A 13,063-nucleotide genomic window follows, 5' to 3' on the forward strand; every position below is an offset into this window, starting at 1 on the left:
CTCTTACCTCTCCTGCGTCGGGTGGCGGGTGCTCGCACCCGCCCGGAAACGCCGTCGCGGTGCCCGGCCACGTCGGCCGGACACCGCGAACGGTCGTCGCTCAGGTCAACTCTCGTCCAGGATCAGCTGTTCCGCCCGTCGGCGGTCGTCTCATCCTCCGAGCGCAGCCGGCGGCCGCCACCCGTGGGGGCGGACTCGCCGAGCAGCTGTGCGGGCGCCTTCTCCTGGTCGGAGCCGAGCGCGTCGTGCTCGCCGTGCGAGTGCGACGCGGCCAGCTGCGCGGGCGTCACGGGCTCGACGCGGTCCTCGTAGAAGACCTGCGACAGGCGCTGACGCATGCGGTCCAGCCGGTAGCCCTTGCGGCGTACGCCGCGCGAGTCCTCGGCCGGCTCGATCTCGACGGGGCGGATCGCGTCGTGCTGCACGCGGAGCCACCGCTCGTGCGCGTCGAGGGGCTTGTGCACCTCGATGTACTCGCCCGACGCGAACCGCACGATCTGACCGGTCTCGTGCCCGTGCAGCACCAGCTCGCGGTCCTTGCGCTGCAGGCCCAGGCAGATCCGCTTGGTGACGGCGAACGCCGCCCACGGCCCGAGGAACAGCAGGAACCGGAACACCCACGTGATGTCGTTGATCGACATGTGGAAGTGCGTCGCGATGAGGTCGTTCGACCCCGCGAGCACCAGGATGAAGAACGCCGTGAGGAGCGAGACGCCGAACGCGGTCCGGAAGGGCCGGTTGCGGGGGCGGTCGAGCACGTGGTGCTCGCGCTTGTCACCGGTCGCGAACGACTCGACGAACGGGTACAGGGCGAGCAGCGTGAACAGCACGCCCGGCACCACGACCGCCGGGATGAGGACGTTCAGCGACAGGGTCCACCCGTCGGGCCCGAACAGCACGTACTCCGTCTGCCCCGGCATGAGTCGCAGCGACCCCTCGAGGAAGAGCATGTACCAGTCGGGTTGTGCGCCCGCTGACACGGGGGACGGGTCGTACGGCCCGTAGTTCCACACCGGGTTGATCGACATGGTCGCGCCCATGAGCGCGATGACGCCGAAGACGATGAAGAAGTAGCCGCCGGCCTTCGCGACGTACACGGGGAACAGCGGGTAGCCCACGACGTTCGCGTTGGTGCGGCCCGAGCCCGGGTACTGCGTGTGCTTGTGGAGCACGACGAAGAACAGGTGCAGGCCGATGAGCGCGAGGATCAGACCGGGCACGAGCAGGATGTGCACGGTGAACAGGCGCGGGATGATGTCGTGCCCCGGGAACTCTCCGCCGAAGATGAAGTACGACAGGTAGCTGCCCAGGATCGGGATGGACCGCACGACGCCGTCGGTGATGCGCAGGCCGTTGCCCGAGAGCACGTCGTCGGGGAGCGAGTAGCCCGAGAACCCGGCGGCGAGGCCCAGGATCAGCAGCACGAAGCCGACGACCCAGTTGAGCTCGCGGGGCTTGCGGAACGCGCCCGTGAAGAACACGCGCATCATGTGCGTGACGATCGCCGCCATGAAGATGAGCGCGGCCCAGTGGTGGATCTGCCGCATGAGCAGACCGCCGGTGACCTCGAACGACAGTCGCAGCGTCGAGGCGTACGCCTCGGACATCTCGACGCCCTGCATCGCCGGCCACGGGCCGTCGTAGTGCACCTCGGTCATGCTCGGCACGAAGAACATCGTGAGGAACACGCCCGAGATGAGCAGCGTGACGAAGCTGTAGAGCGCGATCTCCCCGAGCAGGAACGACCAGTGGTCGGGGAAGATCTTGCGCGCGAACTCCTTGACCGCGGTCCCGATGCCGGTGCGCTGGTCGAGGTAGTCGGCGGTCTTCGCGGCGGCCTTGCCGGCGCCGGTCGGTGCGCTGGTGGTGGTGCTCATCGCAGCCGCTCCCAGAAGCTCGGTCCGATGGGCTCGTGGAAGTCGCTCTGCGCCACCAGGTAGCCCTCGTCGTCGACGGTGATCGGCAGCTGGGGCAGCGGCCGCTTGGCGGGACCGAAGACGACCTTGGCGCCGTCGGCCACGTCGAACGTGCTCTGGTGGCACGGGCACAGCAGGTGGTGCGTGTGCTGCTCGTAGAGCGCCACGGGGCAGCCGACGTGCGTGCAGATCTTGGAGAACGCGACGATCCCGTCGTACGACCAGCCCTCGCCCTGCTCGGACTTGATGTCGCGCGGGTCGAGCCGCACCAGCAGGACGACGGCCTTGGCCTTCTCGTCGAGCGGGGCCTCGGTCTCGTGCAGGCCCTCGGGGATCACGTGGACGACCGAGCCGATCGTCACGTCCGAGGCCTTGATGGGTCGACCCGTCGGGTCGATCGTGAGCTTCTTGTTCCGTGCCCACATGGTGCGCTTGAACTTCGAGACGTTCCAGTCCTCGCCGACCTCGCCGATCAGCGGCAGGGCGATCGTCAGCGGGAACAGCGCGAGCGAGGACACGAGCGCGCCCTTGAGCACGCCGCGCCGTCCGATCGCGGAGTCCTGCGCGCCCTCCTTGAGGGCGGCGACGGCCTCGGCGCGGGTCTGGTCCGAGCTGCGCTGCGCGTGGCGGTCCTCGGCCTTCTCGTGGTCGTTCATGAGCGACTTCGCCCAGTGGACGGCCGCGAGCCCGATGCCGAGGAGCGCGAACGCGAGCCCGAGCCCGAGCGCGAGGTTGGAGACGCGCATCGAGGCGATGGTCTCGCCCGGGGGCAGCGCGAAGTACGCGGCGACGAAGCCGATCGTGCCGAGGATCGAGATCGTGAAGAGCGCGACGACCTGGCGCTCGGCACGCTTGTTCGCCTCGGGCTCGACGTCCGAGCGGCGTGGGCGGTGCGGGCCGAAGCCCGGGTTCTCGAACTTGTCGACCGCGTCGTCGCCCTGGCGCAGCGCGAGGTCGGAGCCCGCGGTGTCGCGGGGCTCGAGCTCGTCGTGGCCGTGGTCGTGGGTGGTGCTCACGAGGACCTCGCTCCGATCCAGACTGCTGCTCCGATGAGCAGACCCATGCCGACGACCCAGGCCCACAGGCCCTCGCTGACGGGGCCGAGGCTCCCGAGGCCGATGCCGCCGGGTGCCTCGTCGCCCTGCAGGTCGAGGTACGCGATGATGTCGCGCTTCTCGTCCGGCGTGAGCGTCGCGTCGTTGAAGACGGGCATGTTCTGCGGGCCGGTCGCCATGGCCTCGTAGAGGTGCGTCGGCGACGTCTCCCACAGGTTCGGCGCGAACTTGCCCTGCGACAGCGCACCGCCGGCGCCGACGGCGTTGTGGCACATCGCGCAGTTGGTGCGGAACAGGGCCATGCCGTTGGCGGGGTCGCCGAGGGCGGGGTCGACCTGCTTCTCCGAGGGCACCGCGGGCCCGGGGCCCAGCGACGCGACGTACGCGGCGAGGGCGGCGATCTGCTCCTCGTCGAACTGCGCGGGCTTCGCCTGCGCCTGCGGGCCGTTCATCTGCATGGGCATGCGGCCCGTGCCGACCTGGAAGTCGACGGCCGCGGCGCCCACGCCGACCAGCGACGGCACGGCGTCGGTGCCGGTGGCGTCGGGCCCGTGGCAGGTCGCGCAGTTGGCCTGGAACAGCTTCTCACCGGTCTCGACCTGGTCCGCCGTCGGCGCCGCGGGGGCGGCGTCGGCGGCGGTCGGTGCCAGGACGGCGTACAGCGCGCCGGTGAGCAGCAGCGCCAGCAGGAGCAGCACGACCGGCGCACGCCGGTCGTGTCTGCGGGCTGCGAGTGCCTTCACGGATCGGTCCTCGTCTCGCGTGTCGGGGGTACGGAAGGGGGCGGGGTGGCGGCCGCCGAGCGGCCGCCGGCGTCATCGGACGAGGTAGATGATGGCGAAGAGCGCGATCCACACGACGTCGACGAAGTGCCAGTAGATCGAGGTGACGATCGCGGTCGTCTCCTCGTGGTGGCCGAACCGCTTGGCGGCGAACGAGCGGCCGAGCAGGAAGAGGAAGGCGATGAGGCCGCCGACCACGTGGAGGCCGTGGAAGCCGGTCGCCAGGTAGAACACCGAGCCGTACGGCGACGACGAGATCGTCAGGCCGTGCTCGACGAGCTCGGCGTACTCGAAGATCTGGCCGCCGATGAAGACCGCGCCCATGACGTACGTCAGGGTCATCCACTCGTTCATGCCCCAGCGCCAGAACTGCACGATCGACCCGCTGCGGACCGGCTGCAGCCGCTCGGCGGCCCACACGCCCATCTGGCACGTCACCGACGACAGCACCAGGATCGTCGTGTTGGCGAACGCGAACGTGAGGTTGAGCTTCTCCGTCTGGACGGCCCACTCCTCGGGGACCGCCGCACGCACCGTGAAGTACATGGCGAAGAGGCCGGCGAAGAACATGAGCTCGCTGGCGAGCCACACGATCGTGCCGACCGTCACCGGGTTGGGCCGGTTGACGGTCACGTGGGGGACTGGGCGCGAGGCAGCCGTTGCGGTCGACACGCTCGTCATTATGGCTGACGAGCGCCGCGCATGGGTCGTTCGACCCACGTTCGGTCGCGGGGATATGTCACATCGTCACTTTCTCGTGACCTGCGGGTGCGCTCCCGCGACCCGTCCGGCGGCGGGAGCGGCGGACGAGGTCGTCGACGTGCCAAGATGCCCCTGGCACGTCGACGACGAGTGAGGGGCACCATGAGCACCGCCGACCCCGCGGCCCGCGGGCCGCGCATCCTGCTGTACAGCGACGACGTCGACGCACGTGAGCAGGTCAGGCTCGCGGTCGGGCGTCGCCTCGGACGCGGCGAGCCCGACATCGAGTGGACCGAGGTCGCCACGGCCGACGCCGCGATCGCGGCGACCGAGGCCGGCGGGCTCGACGTGCTGGTGCTCGACGGCGAGGCCGACAAGGTCGGCGGCCTCGGGCTGTGCCGCCAGCTCAAGGACGAGGTCTACGCGTGCCCGCCCGTGGTCGTGCTGACGGGGCGCCCGCAGGACGCGTGGCTCGCGTCGTGGTCGAACGCGGACGCGGTGGTGAGCCGCCCGTTCGACCCGGTCGTGCTGCACGACGCGATCGCGGACCTCGTGCACGCGGGCGCGTCCGGTCGATGACGCTCGGGACGACCTGGCCCGACCTGCTCACCGCGCTCGTGCGGGGCGAGGACCTCGACTCCGCGCAGGCCGCGTGGGCGATGGACCGCATCATGAGCGGCGAGGCGACGCCCTCGCAGGTCGCGGGGTTCCTCGTGGCGCTGCGCGCCAAGGGCGAGACCGTCGCCGAGCTCGCGGGCCTGGCCGACCAGATGCTCGAGCACGCGCACCGCTTCGAGGTCCCGGGGCGCTCGGTCGACATCGTCGGCACGGGCGGTGACCGCCTGCACACCGTGAACATCTCGACGATGGCCGCGCTCGTCGTGGCCGGCGCGGGCCTCACGGTGGTCAAGCACGGCAACCGTGCCGCGTCCTCGTCGACGGGGTCGGCCGACGTGCTCGAGGCCCTCGGGATCCGGCTCGACCTGCCGCTCGACCGGGTCGCCCGGCTCGCGTCGGAGGTGCGGATCACGTTCTGCTTCGCAGGGGCGTTCCACCCCTCGATGCGGCACGCCGGCGCGACGCGTCGCGACCTCGGGATCGCGACCGCCTTCAACTTCCTGGGTCCGCTGACCAACCCCGCGCAGCCCCAGTCGAGCGCGATCGGCGTCGCCGACGCGCGCATGGCCGGCCTCATCGCCGGCGTCCTGGCGGCGCGCGGTCGCTCCGCGCTCGTCTTCCGCGGCGAGCACGACGGGCTCGACGAGGTCGCCGCCACCGGCGCCACACGGTTCTGGGAGGTGCGCGACGGCGACGTGCGCGAGGAGGTCGTCGAGTGGGCGGCCGTCGGCGTGCCGCCCGTGACGGTCGAGCAGCTGCGCGGCGGCGCCGCCGCGCAGAACGCCGACGTCGTGCGCGCGCTCGTGGCCGGTGAGCACGGCCCCGTGCGGGACACCGTGGTCCTCAACGCCGCCGCCGCGCTCGTCGCGGACGGCACGCTCCCGGGCACCGCGCAGGGGTCGCTCGTCGAGCGGCTCGTCGCCGGCGCCGGGCTGGCCGAGCGGGCGCTCGACGACGGCGCGACCGCCGACGTCCTCGCCCGGTGGCGGGCGGCCGCGGCGTCCTGAGCCGTTCGCCGCACCTCCCGGGACGCCGGGAGGTGCCCCGGCCTCAGTCCTCCAGGCGCTCAGTCCTCCAGGCCGAGGGCGAACGCCTCCTCGAGGTCGTGCCGCGAGTAGGCGCGGAACGCGATGTACGTCTGCGTGCGCACGACGCCCTCGACCTTGCTCACCTTGTCCGCGATGACGTCGGCGAGGCTGTCGTGCTCCCGGACCCGCACCATCGCGATGAGGTCGACCTCGCCGGTCACGGAGTAGACCTCGCTCACGCCCTCGATCTCGGCGGTCGCGGCGGCGACCTCGGGGATGCGTGCGGCGTCGCAGTCGATGAGGACGATGGCGGTCAGCATGGCAGCCATCATGCCGTGTGCCGCCGCTCCGGCGCCGACGCCGGCGGGGTGTCGTCGACGAGCGGTGCGGGGGGTGCGACGAGCGCGACCGCGACGGCCGCGGCGGCGTCCCGCACGGCCTGCGCCGAGCGCACGGGGGAGGACCACTCGCCGTCGAGCTCGACGAGCCGCACGCCGGGCTGCTCGAGCCACGCGAGCAGCAGGTCGGTCTCCTCGGGATGCGCGGCCGTCGCCGGGGCGACGGGCGCCGAGACGTGCTCGCCGCCCGCGCGCAGGCTCGCGACGGCCGGTCGCGGGTCGGTCGCGCGGTCGACGACAGCGGTGCCCGCGAGACGCCCGTGGCGGACCAGGACGAGCTCCCATCCGCCGTCGTCGGTGCGGCGCGCCGCGACGAGCTCGCGGCAGCGTGCCGCGGTCGCGTGCCGCTGCGCACGGGCGGCGCCCCGGACGTACGCCGTGAGCCGGTCCCGCACGCCGGCTGCCTCCTCGAACCGCTCCTGCACCACGAGCGTGCGGATGCGGGCCGCGTGCGTGCGCACGACGTCGTGCGGGTCGCCCGACATCGCCGACCGCACGGCGTCGGCGACGGGCCGGTAGGCCGCGGCGTCCTGGCCCCCGACGCACGGCGCGCCGCACCGTCCGACCTCGGCCAGGACGCACGCGCTCGCGCCGGGCGCGGGAACGCCCGGGAGCCGCCCGGTGCACTGCCGCACCGGGAACGTCGCGTTCAGCGCGTCCACGGCCTGCTGGGCGACCGCGCGCGACGCGAACGGCCCGATGTGCGCGGTGCCTGCCCGGACGTCGCGCACGACCGACAGACGCGGGAACGGCTCGTCCGTGAGGCGGACCCACGGCATGCGCTCGGGGGCTCGCGAGCGCCGGTTGTACCGCGGCGCGTGCTCGGCGATGAGGCGCAGCTCGCGCACGCGCGCCTCGAGCGGCGTCGCGCAGACCACCGGGTCGACGCGTTCGGCGATCCGCACCATCTCCGTCATGCGGCCGCGCTTCTCGGCCGACGTGAAGTAGCTGCGCACGCGGCGCCGCAGCGACGTCGTCGAGACGCCCACGTAGAGCACCTCGTCGCCCGGGCCGCGGAACAGGTACACGCCGGGGGCGTCGGGCAGGCCGTCGGCCAGCGTGCGTCGGCGGCGGACGTCGCCCGGCACGGGGTCGGTCGCCGTCGCGAGGTCCTCGAGGTGCGTGATGCCCCACGGCGCCAGACGCCCGAGCAGCGCGTGCAGCACGTCGACGGTCGCGCGCGCGTCCGACAGCGCCCGGTGGTTGGGCGTGACCTGGGCGCCGAACAGCGCCGCGAGCGTGCCGAGCTTGTGGTTCGGCGCCTCGTCGCGCGGGACGACCCGCCGTGCGAGCCGCACGGTGTCGACGACCTGGAACCCGGGCCACGGGCGCTCCAGCCGCGCGGCGGCGGCGCGCAGGAAGCCGACGTCGAACGGGGCGTTGTGGGCCACGAGCACGCTGTCGCGTGCGAACTCGAGGAAGCTCGGCAGCACCTCGGCGATCGTCGGGGCGCCGACGAGCATGGACGTCGTGATGCCCGTGAGCACCTGGATGTACGGGGGCACGGGTCCGCCCGGGTCGACGAGCGTCTGGAACTCGCCCAGGACCTCGCCGCCGCGGACCTTCACGGCACCGATCTCGGTGATGGCGTCCTCGCCGGCGCGACCGCCCGTCGTCTCGAGGTCGACGACGACGAACGTCACGTCCTGCAGCGGTGTCCCGAGCTCGTCGAGCCCGGGCTGCACGGGCCGCGCGCCGGGCGGCGGGGCCGACGCGACGGGAACGCCGGGACGCAGCCGTCGGGTCGTGGACATGCCCGGGACGGTACCGACCGGGTCCGACACGCCGCCGCGCGGCGCGCTGCGCACGGGACGCGGGACGCGGGCGCACGGCGCGGAGGCGCGGCGCGGACGCACGCCGGCCCCGGCGCCGGGTGAGCGCCGGGGCCGGGGCCGGGTGAGCGCCGGGGCCGGGGCCGGGTGAGCGCCGGGGCCGGGGCCGCGCGGGTCAGTGCTCCTGGTGCTCCTCCGCGTAGAGCGCGTCGACGTCCGCCGCGAAGTCCTTGAGGACCTCCGTGCGACGGACGCTCAGCTTGGGCGTCAGGTAGCCGTCGGCGATCGTGAGGTCGCGGTCGAGGATGCGGTACTTGCGGATCGACTCGGCCCGCGAGACCGCCTTGTTGGTCCGCTCGACCGCGCGGTCGAGCGACGCGAGGACGTCCGGGTCCTTCGCCGCCTCCTCGAGCGACATGGCCGGCTTGCCGTGCGCCGTCAGCCAGCCGGGCACGCCCTCGGGGTCGAGCGTGATGAGGGCGCCGATGAAGGGTCGCTGGTCGCCGACCACGACGACCTGGCTGACGAGCGGGTGCCCGCGCAGCCGGTCCTCGAGCACGTTGGGTGCGACGTTCTTGCCGCCGGCCGTGACGATGATCTCCTTCTTGCGGCCCGTGATCCGCAGGAAGCCCTCGTCGTCGATCGTGCCGAGGTCGCCCGTGCGGAACCAGCCGTCGGTCATGGCCTCGGCGGTGGCCTGCGCGTTGTCGTGGTACCCGCGGAACACCTGGATGCCGTTGATCTCGACCTCGCCGTCGGCGGCGATGCGCAGCGCCGTGCCCGGCAGCGCGGGCCCGACCGTGCCGATCTTCGTGCGCTCGGGGAGGTTGACGGTCGCCGGCGCGGTCGTCTCGGTGAGGCCGTAGCCCTCGAGCACCCGGATCCCCGCACCACGGTAGAAGTGGCCCAGCCGCTCGCCGAGCGGTGCGCCGCCCGAGATGGCCCACTCGACCTGGCCGCCGAGCACCTTGCGGAGCTTGGAGAGCACGAGGACGTCGGCGACCTTGTGCTGCAGCCGCAGCCACGGGCTGGGTCCGCGCGGCGTGTCGAGCGCGCGCGAGTAGACGATCGACGTCTTCGCGGCGCGCTGGAAGATGCCGCCCTTGCCGCCCGCCGCGGCCTTCTGCTCGGCCGAGTTGTAGACCTTCTCGAAGACGCGCGGGACCGACAGGATGAAGGTCGGGCGGAACGAGCCGATGCCCTCCACGAGCGTCTTGGTGTCGGGCCAGTGCCCCAGCACGGCCCCCGCGGGGATCGTCAGGACGTGCACGAACCGCGCGAACACGTGCGCGAGCGGCATGAACAGCAGCGTGCGCGCGTTCGGCGACTGGACGACGACGTTGAGCTTCTCGACCGCGTTGGTCGTCAGCACCGAGAAGTTGCCGTGCGTGAGCTCGACGCCCTTGGGGCGGCCGGTCGTGCCGGACGTGTAGATGATCGTGGCGACGTCGTCGCGCACGGCGAGCGAGCGACGACGGGCGACCTCGGCGTCGTCCACCTCGCGGCCCCCGGCGACGAGCTCGCGCACCGCGCCGTCGTCGAGCACGAGCACCTCGCGCAGCGACGGGGCCTGGTCGGCGACCTCGGCGACGACGGCGGCGTGCGCGGGCGTCTCGACGACCAGCAGGCTCACGTCGGAGTCGGTGAGGATCCAGGCGACCTGCTCGGCCGACGACGTCTCGTACAGCGGCACCGGCACGGCACCGACGGCCCAGGTGGCCCAGTCGAGCAGCGACCACTCGTAGCGCGTGCGGGACATGATGCCGACGCGGTCGCCCGGACGGACGCCGCGCGCCACGAGCCCCTTGGCGGCCGCGACGATCTCGGCGTCGAACTCGCGGGCCGTCAGCGGGCTCCACGTGCCGTCGGCCCAGCGCTCGACGACCACCCTGTCGGGCGTGGAGCTCACCCGGGCCGCCAGCAGGTCGTTGAGGTTCTCGGAGGCGTCGACCTCGACGAGGAGAGGGCTGTGGGACTCGTCCATGCTGACTCCAGTGGCAGGGGGGCGAAGTGTGCCACGAGGATACGGGACGTCCGTCCCTCGTCACCGGCCCCCGTGCGGGTGGTGTCGCGCGCCGGCGCACCCGCCCCGGCCCTCCGGCCCGGGCCGGCGGGGGCCGGTCGGTGTGGGCGCGCTCCCGCCACCCTCCGGGTGCCAGTAGCGTGGGGGCGCTGCGCGAGCGACGCGCACGGGTGAGAAGCAGGAGCGGACCAGGGACATGCACGCCATCGGGGTCGACATCGGCGGGACGAAGATCGCGGCGGGCGTGGTCGACGAGGAGGGCACGATCCTGGCCCAGACCCGGCGCGACACCGACCCGGACGACGTCGCGAGCATCGACGCCGCGATCGCGGACGTGTACCGCGAGCTGTCCGCGTCGTACGAGGTCAAGGACGTCGGCCTCGCCGCCGCCGGCTTCGTCGCGGCCGACCGCTCGGGCGTGCTCTTCGCGCCGAACATCGCGTGGCGCGAGTACCCGCTGCGCGACAAGGTCGCGGCGCTCATCGGCGACCCCGACGTGCGCATCGTCGTGGAGAACGACGCGAACGCGGCCGGCTGGGCCGAGTTCCGCTTCGGCGTCGCGCGTGACGTCGACGACATGGTCACGCTGACGCTCGGCACGGGCCTGGGCGGGGCGATCGTCATCGGCGGGCGCCTCGTGCGCGGCGCGTGGGGCGTGGCGGCCGAGATCGGTCACATGCGCGTCGTGCCCGGCGGGCACTACTGCGGCTGCGGGCACGAGGGCTGCTGGGAGCAGTACGTGTCCGGCTCGGCGCTGGTGCGCGACGCGCAGGCGGTCGCGATCACGCAGCCCGACCGTGCGGCGGGTCTGCTCGAGCGCGCGGGCGGCCGCGCGGACAAGATCACCGGTCCGCTCGTGACGCGCGCGGCCCAGGAGGGCGACGAGCTCGCGGTGGAGCTGCTGCGCGAGGTCGGACGCTGGGTCGGCGAGGGTGCCGCGAGCGTCGCGGCCCTGCTCGACCCGCAGATGTTCGTCATCGGCGGCGGTGTCAGCGCGGCCGGGGACCTGGTGCTCGCGCCCGCGCGCAACGCGTTCGCCGAGCAGCTCTCGGCCCGCGGGCACCGCCCCGAGGCGTCGATCGTGCTCGCGGACATGGGCAACGACGCCGGCATGGTCGGCGCGGCGGACCTGGCACGGGTCTGAGCGGGCGGCCGCACCGCCCGCGACCGGGTCAGACGACGGCGCCGTCGTCGTCCGACGGGTCGCGGCGGTGCGGCATGCGCCACACCAGCACGGCCACGGCCGCGACGAACAGCCCGACCGCCGTGCGCACGAGCAGCGGCGGCGCGTCGCGCCACGCCACGACCACGACGAGCAGGAACAGCGGCACGCCCGCGGCGGCCGTCCAGGCCAGCGTGAGCAGCGGATCGCCCCCGAGCACCGGTCCCGGGTCCTGCGGGACGAAGTGCTCGAGGTCGTCGACGTCGGCCTCGGCCGCGTCGTACTGCGACGTCCCGTCCCAGTCCCGGCCGCTGAGCTCGGGCGGCAGGGCGGGCGCGCCGTCGGCGTCCGGGTCGTCGCGCGGCTCGTCGCGCGCCGCCGACCGCACGACGCGCGCGCCCCGCGGCTCGTCGGGCATGTCGACGTCGCTCAGCCGCGCGACGAGGGACGCCCACACCTCGTCGTCCGTGGGCTGCGGCGGTGCGGCGGCCGGGTCCGGCGGTGCGGGGGAGCGGTCGTCGCCGGGACCGGTGACGCCGTCCGCAGCGGGCTGCGCGGCGGCCGCGTCGTCGGCGCCGGCGTCGTCGTCGGGACGTGCGTCCATGGGAGCACTCTAGAGTCGGACCCGACGTTCCGGCCTTCCGCGGTCGGCGCCGGACGGCGAGCGAGGAGACACGTTGTTCTACTGGTTGATGAAGCGGGTGTTCGTCGGGCCGCTGCTGCGGCTGGTGTACCGCCCCTGGGTGCGCGGCGCCGAGCACGTGCCCGCCGAGGGCGGTGCGATCCTGGCGAGCAACCACCTGGCCGTCATCGACTCGTTCTTCCTGCCGCTCGCGCTCGACCGGGAGATCGTGTTCATCGGCAAGCAGGAGTACTTCACGGGTCGCGGTCTCAAGGGACGCATGACCGCGGGGTTCATGCGCGGGGTCGGCACGATCCCCGTGGACCGTGGCGGCGGCAAGGCCGGCGAGGCCGCGCTGCGCACGGGGCTGCGCCGTCTCTCGGAGGGCGGGCTGTTCGGCATCTACCCCGAGGGCACGCGCAGCCCCGACGGCCGGCTGTACCGCGGCAAGACCGGCGTCGCGCGCCTCGCGCTCGAGTCCGGCGCGCCCGTCGTGCCGGTCGCGATGGTCGGCACCGACGTCGCGCAGCCGATGGGACGACGCATCCCGAAGGTCATGCGCATCGGCATCGTCATCGGCGAGCCGCTCGACTTCTCGCGGTACCGGGGCATGGAGAACGACCGCTTCATCCTGCGGTCGGTCACCGACGAGATCATGTACGCGATCATGAGCCTGTCGGGCCAGGAGTACGTCGACGTGTACGCCGCGACGCAGAAGGCCCGCATCGCGACCGGGCACCCGGCCGCGGGCTCCGAGGCCGAGCGTCTGCCGGCTGCGCCGGGCGGCCGTCCCGCACCCGCTGTCCAGGTTCCGGTCCCGCCGGAGGACGAGGCGCCGACGTCAGTAGGATGACCCGGACCCGGACGCGCGCCGGGTCCGTGCGCGTGCCGTCCCGCGGTGCGCCCGTGCCGTCCCGCACGCCCGCGCGGCCCGTCCGGAGGACCTCGGTCCCGGCCGTGCCTGCTCCACGGGCCCCACGCTGGG

The 13,063-nt window shown here is 73.4% G+C and carries 12 protein-coding genes; 4 read left to right on the top strand and 8 right to left on the bottom strand.

What is annotated here, in order from left to right:
- Positions 1–122: 122 nt before the first annotated feature.
- The 4 genes from E4A51_RS02885 to E4A51_RS02900 form a co-directional block, all read right to left on the bottom strand.
- Complete coding sequence (locus E4A51_RS02885; RefSeq protein ID WP_046528571.1) at positions 123–1,877, bottom strand: ubiquinol-cytochrome c reductase cytochrome b subunit; 1,755 nt, start codon at positions 1,875–1,877, stop codon at positions 123–125.
- Complete coding sequence (locus E4A51_RS02890; RefSeq protein WP_052748227.1) at positions 1,874–2,932, bottom strand: ubiquinol-cytochrome c reductase iron-sulfur subunit; 1,059 nt, start codon at positions 2,930–2,932, stop codon at positions 1,874–1,876. Before E4A51_RS02890 ends, E4A51_RS02885 begins: the two co-directional genes overlap by 4 nt.
- Positions 2,929–3,714 (bottom strand): c-type cytochrome, encoded by a 786-nt coding sequence (locus E4A51_RS02895; RefSeq protein ID WP_070320056.1) that lies wholly within the window; start codon positions 3,712–3,714, stop codon positions 2,929–2,931. The genes E4A51_RS02890 and E4A51_RS02895 overlap by 4 nt, the downstream gene beginning before the upstream one ends.
- Before the next feature lie 72 nt (positions 3,715–3,786).
- Positions 3,787–4,434: a heme-copper oxidase subunit III gene (locus E4A51_RS02900; RefSeq protein ID WP_046528569.1), complete on the bottom strand. Its 648-nt coding sequence runs from the start codon at positions 4,432–4,434 to the stop codon at positions 3,787–3,789.
- A 183-nt stretch (positions 4,435–4,617) separates the two neighbouring features.
- On the opposite strand from E4A51_RS02900, the gene E4A51_RS02905 reads away from it, so the two are divergent.
- Both E4A51_RS02905 and trpD read left to right on the top strand, forming a co-directional pair.
- Positions 4,618–5,034, top strand: a complete 417-nt coding sequence (locus tag E4A51_RS02905) for a response regulator (RefSeq protein WP_070320057.1) — start codon at positions 4,618–4,620, stop codon at positions 5,032–5,034.
- Positions 5,031–6,080, top strand: coding sequence for an anthranilate phosphoribosyltransferase (gene trpD / locus E4A51_RS02910; RefSeq protein WP_046528567.1), 1,050 nt, complete (start codon positions 5,031–5,033; stop codon positions 6,078–6,080). The genes E4A51_RS02905 and trpD overlap by 4 nt, the downstream gene beginning before the upstream one ends.
- A gap of 59 nt (positions 6,081–6,139) precedes the next feature.
- Here the strand turns inward: trpD and E4A51_RS02915 are convergent, their stop codons facing one another.
- The 3 genes from E4A51_RS02915 to E4A51_RS02925 all read right to left on the bottom strand — a co-directional run bounded on the left by E4A51_RS02915 (position 6,140) and on the right by E4A51_RS02925 (position 10,255).
- A complete protein-coding gene (locus tag E4A51_RS02915) occupies positions 6,140–6,421 on the bottom strand; it encodes an Lrp/AsnC family transcriptional regulator (RefSeq protein WP_046528566.1) in 282 nt (93 codons plus the stop codon).
- Between the two features lie 8 nt (positions 6,422–6,429).
- Positions 6,430–8,253 carry a DEDD exonuclease domain-containing protein gene (locus E4A51_RS02920; protein WP_134850807.1) on the bottom strand — a complete coding sequence of 608 codons (1,824 nt, stop codon included), beginning with the start codon at positions 8,251–8,253 and terminating at the stop codon, positions 6,430–6,432.
- Positions 8,254–8,446: 193 nt separating this feature from the next.
- The gene (locus tag E4A51_RS02925) at positions 8,447–10,255 is read right to left on the bottom strand and encodes a long-chain fatty acid--CoA ligase (protein WP_134850808.1); all 1,809 of its coding nucleotides are present in this window, start codon (positions 10,253–10,255) and stop codon (positions 8,447–8,449) included.
- A gap of 235 nt (positions 10,256–10,490) precedes the next feature.
- On the opposite strand from E4A51_RS02925, the gene E4A51_RS02930 reads away from it, so the two are divergent.
- Positions 10,491–11,438, top strand: a complete 948-nt coding sequence (locus E4A51_RS02930; RefSeq protein WP_046528564.1) for an ROK family glucokinase — start codon at positions 10,491–10,493, stop codon at positions 11,436–11,438.
- Between the two features lie 28 nt (positions 11,439–11,466).
- Here E4A51_RS02930 and E4A51_RS02935 read toward each other — a convergent pair whose 3' ends face one another.
- A complete protein-coding gene (locus E4A51_RS02935) occupies positions 11,467–12,060 on the bottom strand; it encodes a hypothetical protein (RefSeq protein WP_134850809.1) in 594 nt (197 codons plus the stop codon).
- Between the two features lie 73 nt (positions 12,061–12,133).
- Here E4A51_RS02935 and E4A51_RS02940 point away from each other — a divergent pair, with 73 nt between their 5' ends.
- Entirely contained in the window at positions 12,134–12,931 is a 798-nt protein-coding gene (locus E4A51_RS02940) for a 1-acyl-sn-glycerol-3-phosphate acyltransferase (protein WP_046528563.1), read from the top strand.
- The last annotated feature ends 132 nt before the right edge of the window (positions 12,932–13,063 follow it).

The organism is Cellulomonas sp. HD19AZ1 (assembly GCF_004535805.1).
Classification (GTDB): Bacteria; Actinomycetota; Actinomycetes; order Actinomycetales; family Cellulomonadaceae; genus Cellulomonas; species Cellulomonas iranensis.

Coding starts and splice junctions, on each gene's coding strand:
- E4A51_RS02925 (WP_134850808.1), bottom strand. CDS start 10,255: ATGGACGAGTCCCACAGCCCTCTCCTCGTCGAGGTCGACGCCTCCGAG.
- trpD (WP_046528567.1), top strand. CDS start 5,031: ATGACGCTCGGGACGACCTGGCCCGACCTGCTCACCGCGCTCGTGCGG.
- E4A51_RS02935 (WP_134850809.1), bottom strand. CDS start 12,060: ATGGACGCACGTCCCGACGACGACGCCGGCGCCGACGACGCGGCCGCC.
- E4A51_RS02930 (WP_046528564.1), top strand. CDS start 10,491: ATGCACGCCATCGGGGTCGACATCGGCGGGACGAAGATCGCGGCGGGC.
- E4A51_RS02905 (WP_070320057.1), top strand. CDS start 4,618: ATGAGCACCGCCGACCCCGCGGCCCGCGGGCCGCGCATCCTGCTGTAC.
- E4A51_RS02900 (WP_046528569.1), bottom strand. CDS start 4,434: ATGACGAGCGTGTCGACCGCAACGGCTGCCTCGCGCCCAGTCCCCCAC.
- E4A51_RS02885 (WP_046528571.1), bottom strand. CDS start 1,877: ATGAGCACCACCACCAGCGCACCGACCGGCGCCGGCAAGGCCGCCGCG.
- E4A51_RS02920 (WP_134850807.1), bottom strand. CDS start 8,253: ATGTCCACGACCCGACGGCTGCGTCCCGGCGTTCCCGTCGCGTCGGCC.
- E4A51_RS02915 (WP_046528566.1), bottom strand. CDS start 6,421: ATGCTGACCGCCATCGTCCTCATCGACTGCGACGCCGCACGCATCCCC.